The sequence below is a fragment of the Terrabacter sp. 05T424 genome, assembly GCF_056396225.1.
Genome location: NZ_JBFTLB010000009.1, coordinates 1 through 21,255, shown reverse-complemented (window position 1 = coordinate 21,255; position 21,255 = coordinate 1). Strand labels below are relative to the sequence as shown.

The 21,255-nt window shown below is 71.9% G+C and carries 19 protein-coding genes; 5 read left to right on the top strand and 14 right to left on the bottom strand.

Annotation, left to right across the window (positions count from 1 at the left end; translation table 11 throughout):
• Nucleotides 1-33 precede the first annotated feature (33 nt).
• Both AC1DE0_RS17515 and AC1DE0_RS17510 read right to left on the bottom strand, forming a co-directional pair.
• On the bottom strand, nt 34-1,770 hold the full coding sequence (locus AC1DE0_RS17515; protein WP_478103044.1) for an MFS transporter: 1,737 nt from the start codon (nt 1,768-1,770) through the stop codon (nt 34-36).
• Nucleotides 1,771-1,774: 4 nt separating this feature from the next.
• Complete coding sequence (locus tag AC1DE0_RS17510) at nt 1,775-2,485, bottom strand: LppX_LprAFG lipoprotein (protein ID WP_478103041.1); 711 nt, start codon at nt 2,483-2,485, stop codon at nt 1,775-1,777.
• 121 nt (nt 2,486-2,606) lie between these two features.
• Between AC1DE0_RS17510 and AC1DE0_RS17505 the strand changes: the two genes are divergently transcribed.
• Together AC1DE0_RS17505 and AC1DE0_RS17500 are read left to right on the top strand one after the other, a co-directional pair.
• Complete coding sequence (locus AC1DE0_RS17505; RefSeq protein WP_478103039.1) at nt 2,607-3,215, top strand: hypothetical protein; 609 nt, start codon at nt 2,607-2,609, stop codon at nt 3,213-3,215.
• Entirely contained in the window at nt 3,212-3,811 is a 600-nt protein-coding gene (locus tag AC1DE0_RS17500) for an HAD family hydrolase (protein ID WP_478103037.1), read from the top strand. Before AC1DE0_RS17505 ends, AC1DE0_RS17500 begins: the two co-directional genes overlap by 4 nt.
• Here the strand turns inward: AC1DE0_RS17500 and clpB are convergent.
• Entirely contained in the window at nt 3,798-6,359 is a 2,562-nt protein-coding gene (gene clpB, locus AC1DE0_RS17495; protein ID WP_478103033.1) for an ATP-dependent chaperone ClpB, read from the bottom strand. The two genes, AC1DE0_RS17500 and clpB, sit on opposite strands and share 14 nt — an antisense overlap.
• 140 nt (nt 6,360-6,499) lie before the next feature.
• Between clpB and AC1DE0_RS17490 the strand changes: the two genes are divergently transcribed.
• Nucleotides 6,500-6,904 carry a DivIVA domain-containing protein gene (locus AC1DE0_RS17490; RefSeq protein WP_478103029.1) on the top strand — a complete coding sequence of 135 codons (405 nt, stop codon included), beginning with the start codon at nt 6,500-6,502 and terminating at the stop codon, nt 6,902-6,904.
• A gap of 22 nt (nt 6,905-6,926) precedes the next feature.
• Here AC1DE0_RS17490 and AC1DE0_RS17485 read toward each other — a convergent pair whose 3' ends face one another.
• The 7 genes from AC1DE0_RS17485 to AC1DE0_RS17455 all read right to left on the bottom strand — a co-directional run bounded on the left by AC1DE0_RS17485 (nt 6,927) and on the right by AC1DE0_RS17455 (nt 15,906).
• Entirely contained in the window at nt 6,927-7,580 is a 654-nt protein-coding gene (locus AC1DE0_RS17485) for an ANTAR domain-containing protein (protein WP_478103025.1), read from the bottom strand.
• A 156-nt stretch (nt 7,581-7,736) separates the two neighbouring features.
• On the bottom strand, nt 7,737-10,943 hold the full coding sequence (locus AC1DE0_RS17480) for an ATP-binding protein (protein ID WP_478103022.1): 3,207 nt from the start codon (nt 10,941-10,943) through the stop codon (nt 7,737-7,739).
• A 162-nt stretch (nt 10,944-11,105) separates the two neighbouring features.
• Entirely contained in the window at nt 11,106-11,567 is a 462-nt protein-coding gene (locus AC1DE0_RS17475; RefSeq protein ID WP_478103018.1) for a heat shock protein transcriptional repressor HspR, read from the bottom strand.
• Nucleotides 11,568-11,633: 66 nt separating this feature from the next.
• Complete coding sequence (locus AC1DE0_RS17470; protein WP_478103015.1) at nt 11,634-12,647, bottom strand: DnaJ C-terminal domain-containing protein; 1,014 nt, start codon at nt 12,645-12,647, stop codon at nt 11,634-11,636.
• An 89-nt stretch (nt 12,648-12,736) separates the two neighbouring features.
• Nucleotides 12,737-13,456 carry a nucleotide exchange factor GrpE gene (locus AC1DE0_RS17465; protein WP_478103013.1) on the bottom strand — a complete coding sequence of 240 codons (720 nt, stop codon included), beginning with the start codon at nt 13,454-13,456 and terminating at the stop codon, nt 12,737-12,739.
• The gene (gene dnaK / locus AC1DE0_RS17460) at nt 13,453-15,372 is read right to left on the bottom strand and encodes a molecular chaperone DnaK (protein ID WP_478103009.1); all 1,920 of its coding nucleotides are present in this window, start codon (nt 15,370-15,372) and stop codon (nt 13,453-13,455) included. The genes AC1DE0_RS17465 and dnaK overlap by 4 nt, the downstream gene beginning before the upstream one ends.
• 348 nt (nt 15,373-15,720) lie before the next feature.
• A complete protein-coding gene (locus tag AC1DE0_RS17455) occupies nt 15,721-15,906 on the bottom strand; it encodes a hypothetical protein (protein ID WP_478103004.1) in 186 nt (61 codons plus the stop codon).
• On the opposite strand from AC1DE0_RS17455, the gene AC1DE0_RS17450 reads away from it, so the two are divergent.
• Complete coding sequence (locus tag AC1DE0_RS17450) at nt 15,899-16,708, top strand: PQQ-dependent sugar dehydrogenase (RefSeq protein ID WP_478103000.1); 810 nt, start codon at nt 15,899-15,901, stop codon at nt 16,706-16,708. The genes AC1DE0_RS17455 and AC1DE0_RS17450 overlap by 8 nt on opposite strands.
• 21 nt (nt 16,709-16,729) lie before the next feature.
• Here AC1DE0_RS17450 and AC1DE0_RS17445 read toward each other — a convergent pair whose 3' ends face one another.
• From AC1DE0_RS17445 to AC1DE0_RS17430, 4 genes are read right to left on the bottom strand one after another with little or no spacing between them, the layout of a single operon-like run.
• Nucleotides 16,730-16,957, bottom strand: coding sequence for a hypothetical protein (locus tag AC1DE0_RS17445; protein WP_478102996.1), 228 nt, complete (start codon nt 16,955-16,957; stop codon nt 16,730-16,732).
• An 11-nt stretch (nt 16,958-16,968) separates the two neighbouring features.
• Nucleotides 16,969-17,577, bottom strand: a complete 609-nt coding sequence (locus tag AC1DE0_RS17440) for a hypothetical protein (protein WP_478102992.1) — start codon at nt 17,575-17,577, stop codon at nt 16,969-16,971.
• Entirely contained in the window at nt 17,574-19,271 is a 1,698-nt protein-coding gene (locus AC1DE0_RS17435) for an alkaline phosphatase D family protein (protein WP_478102987.1), read from the bottom strand. The genes AC1DE0_RS17440 and AC1DE0_RS17435 overlap by 4 nt, the downstream gene beginning before the upstream one ends.
• A gap of 47 nt (nt 19,272-19,318) precedes the next feature.
• The gene (locus tag AC1DE0_RS17430) at nt 19,319-20,071 is read right to left on the bottom strand and encodes a dienelactone hydrolase family protein (RefSeq protein WP_478102983.1); all 753 of its coding nucleotides are present in this window, start codon (nt 20,069-20,071) and stop codon (nt 19,319-19,321) included.
• 81 nt (nt 20,072-20,152) lie between these two features.
• Here AC1DE0_RS17430 and AC1DE0_RS17425 point away from each other — a divergent pair, with 81 nt between their 5' ends.
• On the top strand, nt 20,153-21,010 hold the full coding sequence (locus AC1DE0_RS17425; protein WP_478102979.1) for a DUF3626 domain-containing protein: 858 nt from the start codon (nt 20,153-20,155) through the stop codon (nt 21,008-21,010).
• Nucleotides 21,011-21,255: the final 245 nt, after the last annotated feature.

Genomic DNA, 21,255 nt, shown 5'->3' with positions numbered 1-21,255 from the left:
CCGGATCGGGTGGGCGTCGTTGGCGCCCTCTGGTCACAGACCGACGAAGCGGGGACTGTCGGCGTCGCGCACCGACTCGCGCTGGTCGGGTCGGCGCACCCCGAGCGTGACGGCCACCACTGCACCGACCAGCGCGGCGATGGCGCCGCCGAGGAAGACCGTCTGCACCTGGACCACGCCGGCGCCGATGAGGGCGTCGGTGTCGAGCGGGTCGGGGAGACGCCGCACGGCGTCGTAGTAGCGGCTCAGGCCGATCGAGGTGAGCAGGGCCAGCCCGACGACCATGCCGACCATGCGAGCCACGACGACGAGCGAGCTCGCCACGCCGTGCGCGTGGGCCGGTGAGTCGGCCAGGGCCGCGTTGTTGACGGGCGCCAGGGCCAGCCCCATGCCGAGCCCGACGACGACGAGCACCACGGTGGCGGGCAAGGTGTCACCGACCGAGTCGAGGGTCCACCGCGACATCACGAGCATGCCGCCGCCCGCGAGCAGCAGCCCGGCAGCGGAGGCGGCCCCGTCGCCGAGCCGGCGCAGCGACCAGCCGCCGAGCAGCGCGCCGACCGGGACCGCGAGCAGGAACCGGACGAGCACGAGGGCGGCACCGGTCTCGTCGTAGCTGTCGGTGAGCCGGGCCAGCAGCGGCACGTCGACCACCACGGCGACGAGGGCGGCACCGACGAGGAGGCTGACCGCGAGGGAGCGAAGGCCCCGGCCCCCGACGACACCGCGCGGCACGATCGGGTCGGCAGCGGTGCGGTGCCACCAGGCGAGGACGACGAGGGCGAGCGCCCCTACCGGCAGCAGGGTGTAGCCGAGCGGGCCGACGACCTCCTTCTCGGGGTCGGACGACGCGAACGTGAGCACGAGGCTGCCCAGGGCCACGGCGACGAGGAGCGCCCCGAAGAGGTCGGCCCGGCGCAGCACCGCCCACCAGCGCGGCGCGGTGAGCACGGCCACCACGACGAGAAGGCCGAGGCCGGTGACCCCGATCGGCGTCAGCACCCGCGACGCGCCCACGAACGGGACGAACGGCCCGCCGAGAGCGACGTCGGTGACGAGTGACTCGGGCGCCGCGAGAGCCAGCCCCGTCACGCCGAGCCCCAGCACCGCCAGCGCCGCGGCCACCACCGTGCGGGCCCTCTCGAGCCCGCCCCGGCCACGCCCAGACCCCTCCTCCGCGGCCGGCGGCGAGGGCTCGCGTGCCCCGAGGAGGTGGATGACGGCATACAGGATGAGGGCGGCGGCGACGTTGAGCCAGAAGATCGCCCGCCATCCCGACCACGCGAGCACGACCGCGCCGACCACGGGCCCGAGCACCGAGCCGAGCTCCTGCACCGCCCCCACGACGCCGAGGGGGGTGCCCCGCCGGTCGGCGGCCCACAGGTCGGCCACGAGCGCGAGCGTGGCGGGCACGAGCCCGCCGCCCCCGATGCCCTGGAGCACCCGACCGGTGACGAGCACGGGCATCTCCACCGCGAGCGCCGTGACCGCCGAGCCGATGACGAACACGACCAGACAGCCGAGCAGGATGCGGCGACGGTCGAGCAGGTCGGAGAGCCGGCCGATGAGGGGCAGCACCGCGATGTAGCCGAGCAGGAAGCCGGAGATGATCGGCGTCGCGCGCTGGAGGGCGTCGATGCCGATGCCGACCCCGGCCATCATGTCGGTCAGCGCGAGGACGACGACGTAGGTGTCGGCCCCCGCGAGGGCCACGGCAGCGGACGCTGCCGAGAGGAGGGCGAGCCGGTGGGTGCCGGCGGGCTGCGTCACCGCGTCAGGGCTTGGTGATCGTGACGGGCTGGCCGTACTGGTCGAGCGTGAGGGTGTAGGTCGACGAGGAGCCAGCGCCGAAGAACGGGCCCGCGATGGCGACCTGGCGCAGCTCCTGGGAGTCGGTGAGGCCGTAGGTGGCCGTGAACGACCCCGTGCTGTCACCGATGAGGAAGAGGTCGGTCACGGCCTTGCCCGGAACCGTGCCCTTGATCGTCGTGAGCACCTCGGAGCCCTGGCGCACTTGGGCGCCCGCCGTGGGTGAGCTGGTCGCGGTGAGCAGGGTCGTGAGGCCCTTGTCGGTGGAGAAGAGAACCGCCGGGTCGGGCAGGTTGAACTGCTTCGGGTCGATCTCGTTGGTGCCGGGGATGAGCGGCAGCTTCGCGTAGACCTTGCCGTCGACCGAGGTGATGTCGGCGTCGGCCTGGATGCCCTTGAGCGTCACCTTGAAGGTGCCCTTGAACGCCGGCGGGTGCTTGCCCCAGCCGTCGGCCGAGACGACGCCGCTGGCGCCCTGCGGCACGTTGGCGCTGGCGAGTTTCAGGTGCACGGAGGGCGCGGCGTCGACCTTGGCCTTGGCGGCCGCGAGGCGCTGGGCCGGCGAGAGCTGGGTCTGCCCCGGCGCGGCGTCGCCCCCGTTGCTCGAGCAGGACGCCACGGTGACGGCGCAGAGCGCCGAGAGGACGGCGGCGGCGAGCTTTCCCGTGGTGCGCATGGGGGTCAGGCTAACCGAGGGCCCCGGCCCGTTCTCGGACCGACGGGCGAATGTGGGTATGGCTAGGGTCGGGGACGTTCACGGCGGGAGAACCCCGCCCCTTGCCGAAGGAGCACCACCCATGGCCCTGCTCGGAGTCATCCTGCTGCTGGCGGGCGCCGGAGCCGGCGTCGTCGCCTACCTGGCGACCCGCGCGTCAGCCGGTGCCGTCACGGTCACGGCCTTCGGGTTCTCACGTGATGCCTCGCCGATCGAGCTCGTGCTCTACGGCGCGGTCGCCGTGCTGCTCTTCGCGCTCGGCTGGGCCCTGCTGTCGGCCTCGGCACGTCGGCGGGCGCGGCTGCGCCGCGAAGAGCGTGCCTCGGCACGCATCGGCGAGGTCGAGGAGAGCGCCGAGACCGCTCGTCTCGAGCACGAGCGCCGCTTCGAGGAGGCCGGTCTGCGCGACGACGACCTGCGCCGCCGCGAGAGCGAGCTGGCCGCACGCCACGAGGGCCTCGACACGCGTGAGGCGGAGCTCGCACGCCGTGAGGCGGAGTGGCGCGAGCGCGAGGGTCCGTCTCGTGCCGACGTCGTGACCGGCCGCGCCCAGGGCAGCGTCGCGGACGGCACGGCCTCCTGGGCCGATGACGACCGCGCGAACCACGGGGCGGACCGCGTCGACGGGACGGATCGTGCCGACGCGGCCGACCGGGCCGACGAGCGCGCGCACCGCGACTCCACCGCGTGACGGGCCACACGGCATACGTCTTCGACCTGGACGGTGTCGTGCGCGACTTCGCGCCGGGCGACCCCAGCGCGGCCATCGAGGCCGCGCTGGGCCTGCCCACGGGCCACGTCGCGGCCACCGCGTTCCACAGCGACCTGCTGACGCCGACGATCACCGGGCGTCAGACGTTCGACGACTGGTATGCCGCCATCTGCGCCGCGCTCGAGGACGCCACGCCCGAGCCGCATCGGGTGCGCGAGCACATGGAGCGGTGGCGGGCCAACCGGGGAACCGTCATCGACGAGACCGTCGAGCGGCTCGGGGAGCTGCGGTCGGCGGGGCACCGCACCTACGTCTTCACCAACGGCACCGACAACGTGCCCGCCGAGCTCGAGCTGCTCGGGCTGGCGAGGCTCTTCGACGGGCTGCTCAACACCGCTGACTTCGGCGTCGCCAAACCTGACCCGCTCGCGTATGCCGCCGCCCACCGCGCGATCGAGGGTGACCTCGGGCGCGGGCTGGCCCGCGACGAGGTGTGGTTCACCGACGACCGCGCGGAGAACGTCGTGGCGGCTCGCGAGTTCGGTTGGGACGCAGAGGTGTTCAGCCGAGCGTGAGCTGCTCGCCGGCGTCGTCGACTCCGACGGTGACGGTCGAACCGTCGCGCACGTCGCCTGAGAGCAGTCCTCTCGCGAGCCGGTCGCCGATCTCGCGCTGCACGAGCCGCCGCAGTGGCCGGGCACCGTAGGCGGGGTCGTAGCCCCGCTCGGCGAGCCACCGGCGGGCGGCGTTGGTCACTTCGAGGGTGATCCGGCGGTCGGACAGCCGCGTCCCGAAGGCGCGCACCTGCAGGTCGACGATGTGGGCGAGGTCGTCGCGGCTCAGGGCGTCGAAGACGACGACCTCGTCGAGTCGGTTGAGGAACTCGGGCTTGAACGCCGACCGCACGACGCCCATGACCGACTCGCGTCGGGCCTCGGGGCTCAGCGTCGGATCCGTGAGGAACTGGGAGCCGAGGTTCGAGGTGAGCACGAGGATGACGTTGCGGAAGTCGACGGTGCGGCCCTGGCCGTCGGTGAGGCGACCGTCGTCGAGCACCTGGAGCAGGATGTCGAAGGTCTCGGGGTGGGCCTTCTCGACCTCGTCGAGCAGGATGACCGAGTAGGGCCGACGGCGTACGGCCTCGGTGAGCTGGCCGCCCTCCTCGTAGCCGACGTAGCCGGGAGGGGCGCCGATGAGGCGCGCGACCGAGTGGCGCTCGGAGTACTCCGACATGTCGATGCGCACCATGGCGCGCTCGTCGTCGAAGAGGAAGTCGGCGAGGCTCTTGGCGAGCTCGGTCTTGCCGACGCCGGTCGGGCCGAGGAACAGGAAGCTGCCGGTGGGCCGGTCGGGGTCGGACACGCCCGCCCGGGTGCGACGGACGGCGTCGGACACGGCGCGCACGGCGTCGGCCTGTCCGATGAGCCGGGCGCCGATGTGCTGCTCCATGTGCAGCAGCTTCTCGGACTCGCCCTCCAGGAGCCGTCCGGCGGGGATGCCGGTCCAGGCCGAGATGACGTCGGCGATGTCGTCGGCGCCGACCTCCTCCTTGACCATCGGCCCCTCGTCGGAGGCCGTGGCCGCGGCCTCGCGCTCCTGGGCCGAGGCGAGCTCCTTCTCGAGCGTCGGGATGTCGCCGTAGAGGATCTTCGAGGCAGCACCGAGGTCGCCCTCGCGCTGCAGGCGGTCGGCCTGGGTGCGCAGGTCGTCGACGCGGGCCTTGAGGTCACCGACGGCGTTGAGGCCCGACTTCTCGGCCTCCCACCGCGCGTTGAGGGCGGCGAGCTCCTCGCTGCGGTCGGCGAGGTCCTTGCGCAGGCGCTCGAGGCGCTCGCGCGAGGCGGGGTCGGTCTCCTGCTCGAGCGCGAACTCCTCCATCTTGAGGCGGTCGACGGCGCGGCGCAGCTCGTCGATCTCGACGGGGCTCGAGTCGATCTCCATGCGCAGGCGCGACGCGGCCTCGTCGATCAGGTCGATGGCCTTGTCGGGCAGCTGGCGGCCCAAGATGTAGCGGTCGGAGAGGCTGGCCGCCGCCACGAGGGCCGAGTCGGCGATGGTCACCTTGTGGTGGGCCTCGTAGCGCTCCTTGAGACCGCGGAGGATGGCGATGGTGTCCTCGACCGACGGCTCGCCGACGAAGACCTGCTGGAAGCGGCGCTCGAGCGCGGCGTCCTTCTCGATGTGCTTGCGGTACTCGTCGAGCGTCGTCGCGCCGACGAGACGCAGCTCGCCGCGGGCGAGCATCGGCTTCAGCATGTTGCCGGCGTCCATGGCGCCCTCGCCGCCGGCGCCCGCGCCGACGACGGTGTGGATCTCGTCGATGAACGTGACGATCTGCCCGTCACTGCCCTGGATCTCCTCGAGCACGGCCTTGAGCCGCTCCTCGAACTCGCCGCGGTACTTCGCGCCGGCGAGCATCGAGCCGAGGTCGAGGCTGTAGAGCGTCTTGTCGCGCAGGCTCTCGGGCACGTCGCCCTCGACGATGCGCTGGGCGAGGCCCTCGACGACGGCGGTCTTGCCGACGCCGGGCTCGCCGATGAGCACGGGGTTGTTCTTCGTGCGGCGGCTCAGCACCTGCACGACGCGCCGGATCTCGGCGTCGCGGCCGATGACGGGGTCGAGCTTGCCGTCGCGCGCGCGGGCGGTGAGGTCGGTGCCGTACTTCGCGAGCGCCTCGAAGGTGCCCTCGGGGTTGTCGGAGGTGACGGGGCGACCGCCGCGCAGGTCGGGGATGGCCTTCTCGATGGCGTCGGCGTCGAGTCCGAACGCACCCGTGCGCGCGAGGGCGAGCAGCAGGTGGTCGGTGGAGACGTAGGAGTCGCCCATCGACGTCATGTACTGCTGCGCCTGCTGGATCGCTCGAAGGGACGCCGGCGAGAGCTGCGGCTGCTGGGCGACGCCGCTCACCTGGGGCAGGGAGGACATCGCTCGCTCGGCCGCGGCGGTCGCGGCGGCGACGCTCGAGCCGCCCGCCGTCAACAGGGCGGGGGTCGTCGTGCCGCTCTGGGCTGCCAACGCGAGCAGCAGGTGAGCCGGCTCGATGTTCGGGTGGTGCTTGCCGGTCGCGGTGGTCGCGGCCTGGGCGAAGGCCTCCTGAGCCTTGTTGGTCAGCTGTAGGTCCATGCGTTCTCCTCGTGCGGGGTGGGGATCACTGGAGACAACCGGTGGCAAGTTGAGTGTATTCCGCTCAACTCCGTGCGCGCCACGCCGGTCCTGTATGCCGTCACGCGCGCCCGCACGCTGCTGACCTTACGCTCGGCACCATGGACTCCGCCCGCCTCGTGACAGAGCTGACCAAGGCCCGGTTCCGCTCGACCCAGCTCCGCCAGGGCTACGACGTCGTCCAGGTCGACAGGTTCATCGACGAGCTCGTCGCTGCCCTGCGGGCCGGCGCCTCCCCGGCGGGGCTCGCGTCTCGGGTGCGCGACGTGCGGTTCACGACCACGTCGCTCCAGCGCGGCTACGACATGGCGGACGTCGACGCCACCCTCGAGTCGCTGGCCGCGACCCTCGAGGGTGGCGACCCGAATGGCGCAGCCACCCACCGGAGGCCCCCGACGGCCGACGCGCAGCAGAGGTCTGGCCGGCCCCTCGCCGCCGACGCCGCCCGACCGGGCCTCCTGGCGCGGGTGCTCGCGGCGGTGCGGGGCGACCAGCCCCTGCGCTGACCGAACGGGCGCTTCGGCACGGTCAGACGACTTCGTCCGGTTCCGAACCACTCTCGATGACGCGTTGGGCCACCTCGCGCAGCTTGACGTTGTTGTCCTGCGACGCGCGTCGCAGGATGTCGAAGGCCTCCCCGGACAGGACGCGGTGGCGCTCGATGAGGATGCCCATCGCCTGCCCGACGAGACGATGGCTCTCGACCGCCCGCTCGAGGTTCGCCTCGCTCGCGCGGAAGCGGTCGACCGTGACGATGCGGTCGACGGCCTGCACGAGGGAGTGCAGCAGCAGCTCGGCGAAGGTGAGGTCGACGGCGCTCGGCAGCTCTGTCACGTCGATGGACACGCAGACGCGGCACAGCGCGTGCTCGCCGCTCGACACCAGCACGACGTCGCTGTCGTCCGAACTGCCGGCGTCGAGCGCGGCCCGGATCGTCGGTGGCAGCGCCGACGGCGGCACGGGACCCGAGGCACCGGCATACAGGTCGTGCTGGCTCGTGGTCACGCGCAGCACCGCCTCCCCAGAGAGCACCTCGCCGATGGAGGCAGCCGCGACGGACAGGGCGTCCTCGAGGTCCTCGGAGCGGACCAGCCGGCGGGCCGCCTCGGTGATGCGCTCGGCGCCGGCACGACCTGCGCTCGAGCCGCCGGCGGACGGCGTCGCGGGGTGCAGGGCGCTCACGGGGGCCTCCAGGGTATGCGTGGGAGAGGCCCGCGAACTTGGAGGCAGGCACAGTCTTGCATCAGCTCGCGTCGGCTCCAAAACGCGACACGGCCCGATCAGGCCGTGGCACAAGGGCGTACGGCGACCGGGCCGCGTGACTGGTGAGGCGGAGGGTCAGGCGGAGTCGGGGTCCTGACCGCTCTCGACGACGCGGGCGGCGATCTCGCGCAGCTTGATGTTGCGGTTGAGCGAGGCCTGCCGGAGCATCTCGAACGCCTGCTTGGCCGTGATGCGGTGGCGCTCGATCAGCACGCCGACCGCGTGGCCGATGAGCCGGTGGCTCTCGATGGCCTGCTCGAGCTGGTGCTCCTTCTCCGACCGCTGCCGACGGCTGACGACCCGGTCGACCGCCTGGCCCAGGGTCTGGGCGAGCAGGTCGCCGACGATCAGCTCGTCGCTGCCGACGATGCGTGGCTCGTCGAACTGCACCCACGCGCGGCACTCGGACTCCTGTGAGGTCGGCAGGAGCAGCAGGCCCTCACGCTTGTCACCGACGAGGGCGTCGTGGCCGTGCGGACCCGACTCGAGACCCGCGCGGACGGCGTGGTCGAGCTCGGACGGCTGGACCCGACCTCGAGGTGACAGCACCACGACGGCGCCCTTGTCGTCGGCCACCCGCAGGGTCACCTCACCGTCGAAGAGCACGGTGAAACCGGTGACGGCGGTGGCCAGGGCCTGGTCGAGGCTCTCTGCAGAGGCGAGGTCGACAGCGACCCGACCGGCGAGCTCGCGGCGCATCCGGGCCTCGCGCTCGCGGGTCTCGTCGCGGGCCACCCCGAGCACGAAGCCGGCGTGGTCGGGCGTCTCGGGAACGCTTGCCGCTCGCGTGTGGACCCAGGCCTCGCCGCCACCGCGCCTGCGGATGCGGTAGTGCTCGTCGAGGAACGCCTGGCCGGTCTGCAGCAGCTCGACCCGACGTGCATGCGCCTCGTGCTCGACGGGAGCCTCGGCGGCCGGGAGCCACCACGGGTAGGGCGGCGTCAACGGGCCGTCGGCCAGTGACCATCCGTAGTCGCGCGTGAAGGCGTCGTTGAGCTCGACGACGGTGCCCTCGGCATCGGCGACGAGGAGCGGCTCCTGGATGGCACCGATGATGGCGCGCAGCCAGGCGGCATCGCGCGAGCGTGACCGTGAGCGAACGAGGTTGGCGGCCAGTCGGGCCCGCAGCTCGGCGGGGTCGAAGGGCTTGACGACGTAGTCGTCGGCGCCCATGGTCAGCCCGATCGTGCTGGCCTCGACTCCGGCGCGGGCCGAGAGCAGGACGACCGGCAGGTCACGCAGCGCGGGGTCGTCGCGGATCTCGCGCACGAGGGTCAGTCCGTCCATGCGCGGCATCATGACGTCGGCGAGCACGATCGCGGGTCGAGAGGCCCGCATCTGTGCCAGGGCCTCGACTCCGTCACGCGCCGTCACGACGTCGTAGTCGTCGCGAAGGTGCCGGGTGACGTGCTGGCGCATGTCCGGGTTGTCCTCGACCACGAGGAGGGTCGGTCGGCCGGCGGAGGCAAGGTCACCGACACGGCCCACCTGCTCGGGCTGCTCGGGCTGCTCGGGCTGCTGTGGCTGCTCGGGCTGCCCGGTCTCCTCGTCCGAACCTCGCACGTCCCACGCCGCCGCCTCACTGATGAAGGACTCGGCCGGTCGAGGTGTGATCGAGGGCCGGACCGCCGACCGCAACGGGACGGCCCCCCACGGCAGGCGGACGGTGAACGTGCTCCCCCGTCCCTCCTCGCTGACCAACGTGATCGTGCCACCGAGCAGGCCGACCAGCTGACGCACGATGGACAGCCCGATGCCGGCCCCCTCGCGGGACCTGCGGTTGTCACGGCCGGCGAGCTGCCGGAAGCGGTCGAAGACGTGCTCGCGATCCTTCTCCGCGATGCCGATGCCGGTGTCGCTGACCGACACCTCGTATCCGTCGCTGCGAGCTGCAAGGCGAAGGTCGATGCGTCCGTTCGGGGTGAACTTCATGGCGTTGGACAGCAGGTTGAGCACGATGCGCTCGAACATGTCGACGTCGACGTGTGCCTCACGGCCCAGGTCGTCGCACTCCACGCCGAGCTCCAGGCCGACGCGTTCGATGGCTGGACGGAAGTTGGCGGCGATGCCGTTCGCCAGCGACGCGACGTCCGCGGAGACCCAGTGTGGCTCCACGGCACCGGCCTCGACCCGCGTCAGGTCGAGGATGCGGTCGACGAGTCCGGTCAGGCGGTCGGTGTTGCGCGCGATCATCTCGAAGCGCCGTCGCTGCTCGGCATCCAGGCCGTCGGAGGCAAGCGCGTCGTGGACGGGCCCGGCGATGAGTGCCAGCGGAGTGCGGAGCTCATGGCTGACGTTGGCGAAGAAGTCGGACTTCGCCACGTCGAGCTCGGCGAGCGCCTCTGCACGCTGGCGGTCCTCCTTGCGCCGGCGCACGCCGCTGAGGGCCGTGCCCACGTGCGAGGCACACAGCTCGGCGTACGTCTGCATCGACGCGTCCCAGGGCCGCCGAGGGTTCTCGGCGAGGCGCAGCAGCGCGGTGGGACGGGTGGCTCCGGGCTCGACCACGGGCACCGCCCGAACGGCGGAGACCCCCTCGACCTCGACGTCGTCGACGTCGTCGGGCTCGTCGGAGCTCCCGGCGGGCGACGAGCCGAGCTGCTCGTCCTCGAGCCACACCAGGTCGGCCGCGACATGGTCGGCCTGCTGCTTGCAGAGCACTTCGAGGGCGCGGGCGCGCACCTGCTCACGGTCTTCGGGGAGTCGGCCGCTGGTGAGCGATTCGAAGAGCTCCACGGCAGCCGAGGCGCGGCGCACCGCGAGCACCTTGTCGGTGGTCTCGACGGCCACGTTGAGGATGCCGGCGACCGCGCCGTCTGCGTCGTGGATGGCGCCGTAGGACCACGTGAAATAGGCCTCCTCGAGGAAGCCGTGGCGGTCGACGACGAGCAGCTCGTCCTCGACCCAGGTCGCGGGGCCGCCCGAGAGGACGCCGTCGAACATGGGGCCGATGACGTCCCACACCTCCGGCCACACGTCGGCGACCGGTCGGCCCAGCGCGGCCGGGTGCTTGCTCCGGCCCAGGATGGAGCGGTAGCCGTCATTGTAGACCATGGCGAGCTCGGGCCCCCAGCACACGAGCATGGGGAACCCCGACGACAGACAGATGTCGACGATGGAACGCAGGTTGGGAGGCCAGGTCTCGACCGGCCCCAGCGTCGTGGCCGACCAGTCGGTGCGCGCGAAGAGCTCCTGCATCTCGATCGAGCGTGCAGAAGGGGTGGCGAGATCGGCCCGCGGGACACCAGCAGGGGCGTCACCGTCGAGGTGATGAGGGGTCACACGACCTCCGGAACAAGGAACACGCAACTGCCTCCGGCGGCATCCAGCGGTAACGACACCCCGTTTGCTCGAGGCTGGCACAGTGTTGCACACGGCACCGTCATCGCGGCGGGCTCGGGACCCGGCCGGGGCCGGACGGTGCCGGCTCGTGGTCGGGCCTGCTCAGCGCTCGGGGCGCCAGACCACCAGCGCCTGCGACGCCGGGGTGCGCGGCGGCCGCTGCCCAGGACGGACGGCCACGACCTCGCCCCTGGGCCCGACGGCGAAGACGCGGGCGCCCGAGGCGCCGGCCGCGAGCGCCGCCCGGGTCGCGGTCACCTCTGCGGTGAGCTCCTCGACCCGGGACTGCAGCGCGGACACGTGGTTCTCGAGGTCGAGGATCCGCTGGATGCCGGCCAGCGATACGCCCTCGTGCGAGAGCCGCTGGACCTCGCGCAGCAGGGCGACGTCGCGCGTGCTGTAGCGCCGGCCGCCGCCGCGGGTGCGTGACGGCGAGACGAGCCCGAGCCGGTCGTACTGGCGCAGGGTCTGCGCGTGCATGCCGGCCAGCTCGGCCGCGACGGAGATGACGAAGACGGGTGCGTCGTCGTCGTGCCCACCGGGCCTCGCGCTCCTGCGAGCCATCCTCGCCACCTCCTCCGCAGTCGTCAGTCGTCAGTCGTCGCTCACGGTCACCCGTGGCGTATGCCGTCAGGCGCGGGCGCGTTCGAACAGCTCGGCCCGTGGGTCGTGGCCGCTCTCGGCCGCGGCCATCTTCTCGACGGCCTCACGGGCCTCGTCGGTGAGCCGCTGCGGCACGACGACCTGCACCTTGGCGAGCAGGTCACCGGTCTGGTCGCCGCGCTTGACGCCGCGCCCCTTGAGTCGCAGCACGCGGCCGCTCGGGGTGCCGGCGGCCACCTTGACCTTCACCTGGCCGCCGTCGAGCGTCGGCACCGCCACGGTCGCCCCGAGGGCGGCCTCGGCGAACGTGACCGGCAGGTCGATGGTCAGGTTGTCGCCGTCGCGACCGAACACGGGGTGCTTGTCGACGGCCACCGTGAGGATCAGGTCGCCGGCCGGAGCGCCCGGGTCGCCCTGGCGCCCCTTGCCGCGCAGCCGGATCCGCTGGCCGTCCTTGACGCCGGCGGGGATGCGGGCGTTGACACGGCCGAGGTCAGGAGAGCTGAGCGAGACGGTCGAACCCTCGACCGCGTCGCGGAAGCCGATGCGCGTGCTGGCCTGCACGTCGGCGCCGGGGCGAGGCCCGGCAGGGGCACCGTAGCCGCCGTAGCCCGCACCGGGCGCGCCCGCTCCACCGAACATCTGCCCGAGGATGTCCTCGATGTTCGGCTGGCCGCCGGCACCGCCGGTGTTGAAGCGCACGCGCTGACCGCCGGGACCACCCGGACCGCCGAACGCGGAGAAGATGTCCTCGAAGCCGGCGCCACCGCCGCCGGGGCCACCCGCCGTGAAGCGGGCGCCGCCGTGCGACATGGCACGGATGGCGTCGTACTCGCGGCGCTGCTCGGGGTCGGACAGGACGGCATACGCCTCGCCGATCTCCTTGAAGCGCTCCTCCGCCTTCACGTCACCGACGTTGTGGTCGGGGTGCATCGTGCGGGCGAGCTTGCGGTAGGTCTTCTTGATCGTCGCCGCGTCGGCGTCCTGGGGCACGCCGAGGATGCCGTAGAAGTCCTTCTCGAACCAGTCCTGGCTAGCCATGGCGCACCTCCTTGGTCACGGTGGGATTCACCCTGCTCCCATCATCGGGTATGCCGCCGGGCTGCGCGTGCAGCCCGGCGGCGGACGTCTCAGGCCGGGTCGGCAACCGACACCCGCGCGGCACGGACGAGCCGGTCACCGATGCGGTAGCCCGGCTGGAGCACCTGGACGACGGTGGTGCCCGTCGCACCCTCGGGCAGCTCGGCCTCGACGTGCATGAGGGCCTCGTGCACCTTCGGGTCGAACTCCTGCCCGGCCTCGCCGAGGCGCTCGACGCCGTAACGGCCGAGCGTCGCCTCGAGCTTGTCGGCGATCGCCGCGAACGGCCCCCCGGAGAGGTCGCCGGCCTGCCGGGCCATGTGGATGTCGTCGAGCACCGGCAGCAGCGACTCGACGACGCTGCCGACGGCCGAGTGGCGGATGACCTCGCGGTCGCGGTCGACGCGCTTCTTGTAGTTGACGTACTCGGCCTGCAGCCGCTGCAGGTCGGCCAGCAACGTCGCGGCCATGGTGTCCTCCTCGGCGAGGGCGACACCTTCGGACTCGGCCGACGCGGCGGAACGGCCTGGGGCGTGGTCGTACTCGTCCTCGCCGCCGGGCTCCGACGACGCGCCCGGGCCTCCCTCGTAGTACGTGTGATGGCGCTTGTCGCCGGCCGACGCGTGCTCCTGCTCAGAACCAGCAGGGCGCGTGCCGGGCGCCGGGGCGCCGGCAGCGTCACCGCTGCCGGCACCCTGCGCACCCGTGGCGGTCACGTCGGGCTGTTCGCCCGTCGCGCCCTTGCCCGCGGGCCCGGTTGACTCGGTCACTTGGCTTCCTTGGCCTCGTCGTCGTCGACGACCTCGGCGTCGACGACGTCGTCGTCCTCGGCACCGGCGGACGCACCCGCCGAACCGCCGGCGTGCGAACCGTCCTGCGCGTCAGCGGAACCCGCTGCGCCGGCGTTCGCCTGAGCCTGCTCGGACGCGTAGACCGCCTGGCCCATGGCCTGCGACTTCGTGTTGAGCTCCTCGACCTTGGCCTTGATGTCGTCGGCACTGGCCTCGGAACCCTCGGCGATCGCGGCCTTGAGGTCGGCGAGCGACTCCTCGACCGGCGTCTTGACGTCGGCGGGGACCTTGTCGCCCGACTCCTTGAGGAAGGACTCGGTCGAGAAGACGAGCTGCTCGGCCTGGTTGCGGACCTCGGCCTCCTCGCGACGCTTCTTGTCCTCGTCGGCGTGCGCCTCGGCGTCCTTGACCATCTTGTCGATCTCTTCCTTCGACAGGGCCGAGCCGCCGGTGATCGTCATCTTCTGCTCCTTGCCGGTGCCCTGGTCCTTGGCACTGACGTTGACGATGCCGTTGGCGTCGATGTCGAAGGTGACCTCGATCTTCGGCACGCCACGCGGGGCCGGCGCGATGCCGGTCAGCTCGAAGGTGCCGAGCGACTTGTTGTGCTGGGCGATCTCGCGCTCACCCTGGAAGACCTGGATGAGGACCGACGGCTGGTTGTCGTCGGCGGTGCTGAAGATCTCGGAGCGCTTCGTCGGGATGGCGGTGTTGCGCTCGATGAGCTTGGTGAACAGTCCACCCTTGGTCTCGATGCCGAGCGAGAGCGGCGTGACGTCGATGAGCAAGACGTCCTTGCGCTCACCCTTGAGGACCCCGGCCTGCAGGCTGGCGCCCATGGCGACGACCTCGTCGGGGTTGACGCCCTTGTTGGGTGCCTTGCCGCCGGTCAGCTCGGTGACGAGGTTCGTGACGGCCGGCATACGGGTGGAACCGCCGACGAGCACGACGTGGTCGATGTCGGCCACCTTGATGCCGGCGTCCTCGATGACCTTGTGGAACGGCGCCTTGGTGCGGTCGAGGAGCGACTTCGTCATCTGCTCGAACTGCGCGCGGGTGAGGTTCTCGTCGAGGTGGATCGGGCCCTCGGGCGTCATCGAGATGTACTGCGCCGAGATGTTGGTGCTCGTCGCGGTGGAGAGCTCCTTCTTGGCGCGCTCGGCCTCGTCGCGGAGGCGCTGCATCGCGATCTTGTCCTTGGAGAGGTCCTGGCCCGTCTTGTTCTTGACCTGGGTGATGAGGTGCTGGACGACGACGTCGTCCCAGTCGTCACCACCGAGGTGGTTGTCACCGTTGGTGGCGCGCACCTGGATCGTGGCGAAGCCGTCCTCGGCGTCCTTGCCGACCTCGAGGAGGGACACGTCGAACGTGCCGCCACCGAGGTCGAAGACGAGGATGAGCTCGTCCTCCTTGCCCTTGTCGAGGCCGTAGGCCAGCGCCGCCGCGGTCGGCTCGTTGACGATGCGCAGCACGTTGAGGCCCGCGATCTCACCGGCCTCCTTGGTGGCCTGGCGCTCGGCGTCGTCGAAGTAGGCGGGCACGGTGATGACGGCGTCGGTCACGGTCTCGCCGAGGTAGGACTCGGCGTCGCGCTTGAGCTTCTGGAGGATGCGGGCGCTGATCTCCTGCGCCGTGTAGGTCTTGCCGTCGATCTCGGGCGACTTCCAGTCGGTGCCCATGTGGCGCTTGACGGAGCGGATCGTCCGGTCGACGTTGGTGACGGCCTGGCGCTTGGCGACCTCGCCGACGAGCACCTCGCCGTTCTTGGAGAACGCGACGACGGACGGCGTCGTGCGCCCGCCCTCGGCGTTCGCGATGATGCTCGGCTCGCCGCCCTCGAGGACGGAGACGGCCGAGTTGGTGGTACCGAGGTCGATGCCGACGGCGCGTGCCATGGGTGACTCCTTGATGGTCTGGGTGGATCCGGTGTTTGCCGGTCCGGGGCGACTGCCCGCGAACCGGCCCTCGCTCAATGTGCTCCGACCGGGCCGTGATTGTCAAAGCCGGACTCGCAAATCTTGCGCTCACCAGACTCAACTCTTGGTTCGGGACGATTGTTCCCGACCGTGGCCTCTCGGCACGCACAGTCGCGGTCGCTACGGTCGAGACCGGAGGTGCCTCATGGCGACAGGCAGGAGCCGGACCGCCCTTGTCGCGGCGGCCCTCGGGCTGAGTCTGGTCGCGGCGTGCTCGACCGACGTCCCGGCTGCGCCGGGCACACGAGCCGGCAGCAGCACTGCGGCTCAGTCGTCCACCTCCTCGAGCCCGACCACCTCCACGCCACCGGCCGGAACGACCTCGACGGGCAGCCCGAGCAGCCCCGCGAGGTCGACGAGCGCGGCGACAGCGACGCGCCCTGCCGCGCCGGCGAGTCCGGCCGTGCCGTCGAGGCCGGGGCGCCCCATCGGGACCGCAACGGTCGTGCGCACCGTCGCCACCGGCATCGACGTGCCGTGGGGGCTGGCGCAGCTGCCGGACGGGTCGGTGCTCGTCTCGGCCCGCGACAGCTCCCAGATCTCACGGCTCGACGTGGCCGCGGGTCGCCTCACCCGTGTGGGCACCGTGCCCGGCGTGGTCTCCAACGTGGCCCAGCAGGGCGAGGCGGGCCTGCTCGGCATCGCCGTGTCGCCGGGCTTCACCCGCGACCGCCTCGTGTACGCGTACTACTCCACGTCCCGCGACAACCGCGTCGCGGCGATCCCGTGGGACCCGTCCGCGCCCGCCGGCCGCCAGCTCGGCACCCCCCGAGTGCTCGTCAGCGGGATCCCGCACAACGTGCACCACAACGGCGGGCGCATCGCCTTCGGTCCCGACGGCTACCTCTACGCCACCACCGGCGAGGCGCAGCAGCCATCGCTCGCCCAGGACAAGGGCTCGCTCGGCGGCAAGATCCTGAGGATGACGACCGCCGGCAGCCCCGCGCCGGGCAACCCGTTCGGCACCCTTGTCTGGTCGTACGGCCACCGCAACGTCCAGGGCATCGCCTGGGACGCGGCCGGGCGGCTCTGGGCCTCCGAGTTCGGCGACCACAGCGAGGACGAGCTCAACCTCATCCGCCCGGGCCGCAACTACGGGTGGCCGCAGACCGAAGGTCGCACGAGCCGGGCCGGCGTGACCGGTCCGGTCGCCCAGTGGGGTCCGCCGGAGGACTCGCCGAGCGGCATCGCCATCGCGCAGGGCTCGGTGTGGATGGCAGGGGACGACCGCATCCTCCTCGTGCGCGTCTCCTGACCTCCGGTTCGCTGATCCAGCTCACCTGACCCGCCGCAGCTCGAAGGCGTCGCGCAGGTGCGTGAGGTCTGCGGCCGGGACGTGCTCTCGTGCAAGGGCGTACGTCTCGTCGACCAAGCCGGCGAGTGCGCGGACCGCGTCGTGCGGCGGCGCGACGAGGAGCCCGCGGATGCGCGCTGCCAGGTGGTCGGGGCGGTGCGGCAGCAACGACTGCTCCCAGTCGAGCCACTTGTGGAACGGGTGCGGCATCCACACCCGGTTCAGCCGAACAGCGCGTCGAGCACGCCCTGCACCCCGTCGAGCAGGTCGCGGTGCAGCAGCAGCACGTCGTCGCGCGCCGCGAGCATCTCCAGCCGTTCGCGGCTGCGCAGGTCGAGGCCCTGCTCGACCATCGCCACCGCGAGCGCCTCGGGATAGTCGGTGCAGCGTGACCGCCACGCGTCGATGACGGAGTCGCCATGCAGAGGTATGCCGTCGCGCAGGGCGGTGACCCGCACCTGCAGCTCGGCGTCGGTGTCGCCCGCGAGCGCCCGGTCGACGTATGCGTCGATGGTGGTCATGACGAAGCCGCTGACGTCGATCTTCACCCCGTCGACGAGCAGGCCGTCGGCCCACTCGTGCTCGTCCTCCTCGGCGTAGACGCGGTCGAAGCCGGCTCCTTCGACGGCCGCCTCGCGATCTGCCACGGACGGTGGGGAGGTCCAGTAGACGTCGAGCTCGATGTCGGACGACGCGTCGGCGAGCCCCCGGGCGACCGACCCGGCGACGAGTGCTGCCGCGACGCGGTCGTTGGCGGCATACGACCGAACTGCCTTGTGCGCTGTGGCGACCCGGCGCGCCACCTCATCCGCGTGCTGCGCCGCGGTCATGACCGGACGGCCGCCGGGAGCCGAACGCTCGACACCTTCGTCAGGACGGGGTGCGCGTCGTCACCGTCACGCACCTCACCGCCGCGCCAGACGATCGAGAGGTCGCGGCCCTGAACGGTCAGCTCGGCGAGGCAGTTGTCGAACCACGGGCCGTCGGTGACCCGCCACGGATATGCGGGGTCGGGCACGTGCTTCGAGTGGCCCGCCACGAACCGCATCGGCCGCACGAGGCCGCGGGCGAAGAGCGACATCATGACGCGCACGCCGCGCGGCATCGGGTTGCGGATCGGCGAGCAGACCGCCTGCACGATGCGTGACCGGGCACCGTGGCGGGCCTTGGCGTCGACGACCTCGGCGACGTAGGAGTTGTGCACGTCGCCCGACAGGAAGACGACCGTCGCCGGCGCCTTGCCGCGCTCGCCTCGCGCCACCTCCATCACCGACTCGAAGACCTCGACGAAGCCGTCGTTGAAGGCGGCCCAGTGCTCGAGGTCGATCGACTGCCGGGCCTTCTCACCGACCTCTGCGACGAGCCGGCCGTGGGTGCCCATGGCCAGCACCTCGTCGATGGCCTCGAAGTCGTGCAGGCCGGGCGGCAGCATGAACGGCAGGGAGGTGCCGATGAGCAGGTGCTCGACGTCGCCGGTGAGCTGCTCGTCGAACCACCGCATCTCGTCGGCGTCGAGCATCGACCGGTGGTGCGGCTCGAGCACCCGCGCGGCCCGCGAGTCGACCACGACGAGTCGGCTGTCGCCGAGGTCGCGACTGAAGCTCCACCGGTAGACCTCGGGGTGGCGGTCGGAGCGGCGGGCGAGGTCGAAGACGGCGTCGGTGAGGTCGAGCTCGGGACCGCCGTCGCCGGAGCCCCCCGCTGCCGCAAGGACCTTCGCGTAGATCTCGTCGTCGGCGAGCTGGCCCGGGGAAAGGTTTCCGATGTGCTGGTAGACCCAGTACGACGTGAGCCCGCCCATCAGCCGCTCGTGCCACCACGCCGTCCGGTTGATCTCCTCGTGCCAGGTCCACGAGGTGTTCCAGTCGTCGCGGATGTCGTGGTCGTCGAAGATCATGCAGCTCGGCACCGTGGACAGCAGCCAGCGGTTCGCGTCGTCGTTCCAGGCGAGCCAGTAGAGGTGGGCGTACTCCTCGTAGTCCTTGATCTCCTCGCCCGGCGGCTGCTCGACGTCGCGCCGGCTCGCGATGAACTCGCGCATCGCGTCGGACGTCTCGTCGGCGTAGACCTGGTCACCGAGGAAGGCCACGAGGTCGGGCCACTCCTCCTCGCCGCGGGACAGTGCGAGGGCGAGGGTGCGCAGCGCGTCCACGCCGTTCGTGCGGTGGCCCTCTCGGTCGTGCGGCACGCTCGTGCGGCACGAGCCGAAGAGCAGCCGCGTCGGACGGGAACGGTCGATGGTGCGGATGCGCGACGGCGGGAAGGCACTGTCGGGCTCGGGCCACGCGAGGGCGCCGTCGACGGTCACCGTGTAGTCCCAGCTGCCGCCCGGCACGAGGCCGTCGACGACGACGAGCGCGTAGTGGTGGCCCTTGACCGAGAAGGTGGGCGCGCTCCACGAGCGGCCGTCGGCCTCGACGGCGACCCGACCCGCCTGCGCTGTCTCGACCCACACCGTCGCGTCGGTCTCGCCGACGTAGCGCAGCATGGGGCCGAGGACGAGGGGGTGCTCTTGGTCGGTCATACCCAAGACTTACTGCACCGGGGCCGGCGAGTGGGACGAATCGCCTGTCAGGTCGCTGTGCGGCCGCCCAGGTGCGCGTCGAGGAAGTCCGACGTTCGCTGCCACGCGTCGGCGGCCACCTCCGCGTTGTACCTCGACGGCGACGCGTCGTTGAAGAAGGCGTGCCCGACGCCGTGGTAGACCCGCGCCGTGAAGTCGACCCCGGCGTCCGCCATCCGCCCCTCCAACTCGGGCACCCCGTCGGTGATCCCGCGGTCGTCCTCCCCGTAGAAGGCGAGCACCGGGCACGCGATCGTCGAGGGGTCGGCGTGCTCGGGGAACGTGCCGTAGAAGGGCACGGCCGCCTTGAGCCGGCGGTCGGCGGCGGCGAGGGCGAAGGCGTACGTGCCGCCGAAGCAGAAGCCGACGACGGCGACCCTGCCCTCGACGCCCGGCTCGGCCACGAGGGAGTCGACGACCGCCGTCAGGGCCGGCACCGCCCAGGCCGCGAACTCCGGCTGCCGAGCGGGTGTCGTGGCCGCGCGCAGCTGCGGCTGGACCTCGAGACGCTCCTCCTCGGTGCCTCGCGCCACGAGGTCGAACAGGCGGCTCCCGACGTCGGGTGTCAGCCCGACGTGACGCAGCAGGTCGGGCGCGACGGCGACGTAGCCCTGCGCGGCGACGCGGTCGGCGACGTCCTTGACGTGGTCTGTCAGGCCCCAGATCTCCTGGATGACGACGACGGCCCCGCGCGGCTCGCCGGGCGGGTCGGCGCAGTAGGCGGTGAGGTCGTGGTCGGGGAAGTCGGTCATCGTGCCCATGGCACAGTCCTACTCCCTCACGCAGTGTCGTGGCAGCGACGCATCTCGCCGCTGCCCGCGCGCGGGTGTGAGGATGGCGCCGTGCCCGAACATCCGCCTGCCGTGACCCGTGCGATCGCGCACGTGGCGCGGCACGCGAGCGGGCCGGCCCTGGACCCTGACCTGCGCGTCACGCTGAACTTCCACCCCGACCGGCTCGTCGGCGGGGCGACGGTCCTCGCGGCGATGGCGCGCGACGGGGTCTACCGCTCCCAGTTCGAGACCGGCACGAGCAACGGCGGGCTCACCGCCCACCCCGGCGGCGACCGGTGGGTGTGGGAGAGCCGGATCTTCGGCGGCGCCTACGACAGCGCCGACGCCTCCCTGAGGCCGAAGTACGGCGCGCTCGACCGGCACCGCTCCCCTGTCGGCGCGGCCCCCCGTTTCGGCTCGGCGCACCTGCGCCTCGCGCCGCACACCCTCGCCGCCACGACGTTCTGCTTTCCCGACAGCGTGTTCGGGCCCGAGCACTTCGGGGTGTCGACCGCGTACGCGTTGAGCGAGCTCGCCGACGCCCGGCCGGCCCTGTTTCAAGGGGAAGCCGAACCCGATCCGCTCGACGACTACGTCGAGGCCCACGTGCACGGGGTCGTCGACCTCGCGACGGATGTCGAGGCCCTGGTGCTCGACCCGTCCTTCCGCGGCACCGAGGTCGAGGACGACGCACACCGCCTGGGCGTGCCGGTCGAGTGGCACGGGGGCTGGGTGCTGGCGCTCGACGAGCTGCGCGCCCACCCCGACTACCGCGGCCCCGAGTTCGTCGAGCTCGGCGAGGCGATCGCGGTCGGCGGGGCGCTGACGCCCCGTGTCGTCGGCGAGGCCGCGCGGACCGGCTTGCACGACCCACAGCACCTCAAGCGGGTCTGGCACCTCGTCGCGCGCTACGGCCTCCCCGCCTGATCCCCGGCTCCCCCCACCAACGAGTGCCCACTTTCCGACGTCGAGAACTGAGCACTCGACCGGGCGGAAAGTCGAGTGCCCACTTTCCGACGCTTGGGTTCATGGGGTGGGTGCAACACCCTGACCTGAGGTGGGGTTGCGGTGAGGGTTGGCAGCAGAGGCAGTTCAGGGTTGAGCGTGGCGACACGCTCGCTGTTCTGGGCGGGTGTGCGCGCGGGTTTGACCACGGGTGAGGCGGCCGAGCG